The sequence below is a fragment of the Mesorhizobium sp. M7A.F.Ca.US.006.04.2.1 genome (genome assembly GCF_004022915.1).
GTDB classification, from domain to species: domain Bacteria; phylum Pseudomonadota; class Alphaproteobacteria; order Rhizobiales; family Rhizobiaceae; genus Mesorhizobium; species Mesorhizobium ciceri.
This window is the reverse complement of record NZ_RZQA01000894.1, coordinates 1-2,467: the sequence shown is the minus strand read 5'-3', so window position 1 is coordinate 2,467 and position 2,467 is coordinate 1. Positions and strand designations below refer to the sequence as shown.

Annotated in this window: 2 protein-coding genes; both read right to left on the bottom strand. The window is 61.1% G+C overall.

What is annotated here, in order from left to right; genetic code table 11:
• Positions 1-225, bottom strand: a 225-nt coding sequence (locus tag EN925_RS31805) for an FAD binding domain-containing protein (RefSeq protein ID WP_206633039.1), incomplete at its 3' end; no start/stop codon positions are given.
• A 161-nt stretch (positions 226-386) separates the two neighbouring features.
• Positions 387-2,354 carry a hydantoinase B/oxoprolinase family protein gene (locus EN925_RS31800; RefSeq protein WP_127384529.1) on the bottom strand — a complete coding sequence of 656 codons (1,968 nt, stop codon included), beginning with the start codon at positions 2,352-2,354 and terminating at the stop codon, positions 387-389.
• Between the last annotated feature and the right edge of the window lie 113 nt (positions 2,355-2,467).

Genomic DNA, 2,467 nt, shown 5'->3' with positions numbered 1-2,467 from the left:
GGTAACAGCTGCACCGATCACGACATGGTCCGAGTCGATTTCGACCTTGGACAAGGCCGGTATTCGGTCGAGTGCGACCACCGCGTCGGGAAGGTCGACCCCGCGTTGGGGATCACGCATCATCCAGGTGCCGCCTGCAAGCACCACCGCGCCCTGCCGGCGTGCTGCCATTGCCTCTTCAAGTGTGCTGGCCGCGGTGAACGATCGTCCCACGCCTGGTGCCATCTGTCATACCCCTCGGAGCAGCCAACCTTCGCGGCGCTGCGACATTGTTGCTCCAGCTTTAGGTTCCTGTGAAATAGTAATTCTTTGAATATGGTATCGAAAAAACAGATAACTCTGGCATCCCGCGAGCGCCCGCAAGATTGCGGCGCGCTCGCTGGCGCTCAGACCCAGTGGGTGACGGTCCGTTTCTCAAAACTCTCCCGGAATTGGGCGGTGGTTTTGGGAAGTAGTTCGCCGGTCTCCCAGTCGAGGATCACGGCATAGTGCCGAACCGCATCGAGCGTATCGATCTCGCCGGAGCGGTATTTGCGCGCGACCTCCTCGGGATCCATGCGTGCCCAGCCCTTCCGTTTCGCCCGGATGTCGGCACGGCAGGCTTCGGTCGCCGTCTCGTCGATTTCGTACTGGCACAGGTCGCGGTCGATTTCGCGGATCACCACACCGTAGTCAGTCCTGGCACGCTCCAGGGAAACGTAGTCGTCGATCACGTCCTCCATCACCTTGCGGGGCTCGCGCTGCAGTGGATCGCCGAAACCACCGCCGCCGGCCGTCGGACGAGCGAACTGGTCGCCTGTGTGGACGGAGTAATCGGAGAATACGGAGCCGAGCCAGATCTCGGTCTCTTCTCCGGCGCGCTTCATGGTCAAGCCGTGGGGCATCGACGGCAGGCCTCCTTCGACACCCCAGACGACAGCACGCTCGCGGTCGCAAATATAGGACATGACGGCATTTTCAGCCTCAAGCAGCGATGAGGTCTTCTGCACGCCGACGCCGCCCCGCCACTTGCCGGGCCCGGCTGAATCCTGCTTGATCTGGAACTCGAGCGTCCGAGTGGGATTGACCCGCTCGTTGCCTTCGTTCGGCTGCGACATCAGCCCGGTTCCGAAGCAGGCGGTTGTGACATCGGCACCATCCTTGCCGTTGCGCCCGCCCCAGCCGCCAGGCAGCCATTCGTAGAACATGAAGATCGGCTTTTCGGGTTTGCGCGCATCCCGTCCCCCGGCCAGCAGATATTCGAGGTTGAAGGCGCAGGCGATAGCGCGTTCGGGCATGATCTTCGACCACATCTCGAAGATCGCGTTCATGATCTTTTCAAACGGCATCAGGAACCCGGTCACCGCCACCGGCCATTCCGCGCTGACGATGCTATTCTTCGGCGCGGTCACCTCGATCATCCGGTAAAACCCGCTGTTGAGCGGGAGGTCCGGAAAGAAGGTTTTCATGCCGGCGACCACGGCCGAGAAGGTCGCGCCCGGTGCGGAATTATACATCGAGGCAATGGTCGAGTGGCTTCCCGTAAAATCGTAGTGGATCGTGTCGCCCTTGATCGTCATCTTGATGCGGATCGGGATCATGCCCTCGCCGGCACCGAGATCCCGGTCGATGTAGTCGACCGTCTCCCAGGTGCCGTCGGGCAGCTCCGCCAGACGCTTTCGCACGGCACGTTCGACGTAGTCCTGAACCTCCTCCATACCGCGCATGACCTGGCCGCGCCCGTACTTCTTGACCAGCCGCAGCAGTTCGCGCTCGGCCGCCTGCGTCGCTTGCGCCTGGGAATGGATGTCGCCAATGATCGATGCGGGATCGCGCGTGTTGGCCGCGATCATGTTGGCAACATCGGAGCAGAAGCGGCCGCGCTGGAAAAGGCGCAGCGGCGTTATCCGCAGCCCTTCGCGGAACATGTCGCGGGCGGTGACGTCGAAGGAACCCGGCACCGAGCCGCCGAGATCCGACCAGTGTCCGTTCGACTGGGAGAAGCCGATCAGTTTGTCTTCATCGAAGATCGGCCGGACGAGCCGAACGTCGCTGAAATGCGTACCGCCGGCATAAGGATCGTTGATTGCGTAGACATCGCCGGGTGCCATATCGCCTTCGAAGACCCGGATCACTTCCTTACACGTGTTGTGCAATGTGCCGACATGGACCGCGATGTCGTAGTTGCCCTGGGCGACGGAGTTGCCATCGGCGTCGTGCAGGGCATTCGAAAAGTCTCGGTTGTAGATGACGAAGGAATAGCAGGTGCGAAGCATCTGTTCGGCCATCTGGTCGACGGTGGTGATGAAGGAGTTCTTCAGCACCTCGAACGTTACCGGATCGAGGCCAGGGCTCGTTTCAATCAGCTTTGTCATGTTTCAGCCTTTCGTCACGATGAGAATGTTCAGGAAGCCATCGACGGTCGCGCTCATTCCCGGCGGAACCACGGTGGTGGAATCGAACTGTTCGACGATGGCGGGTCCCGCAA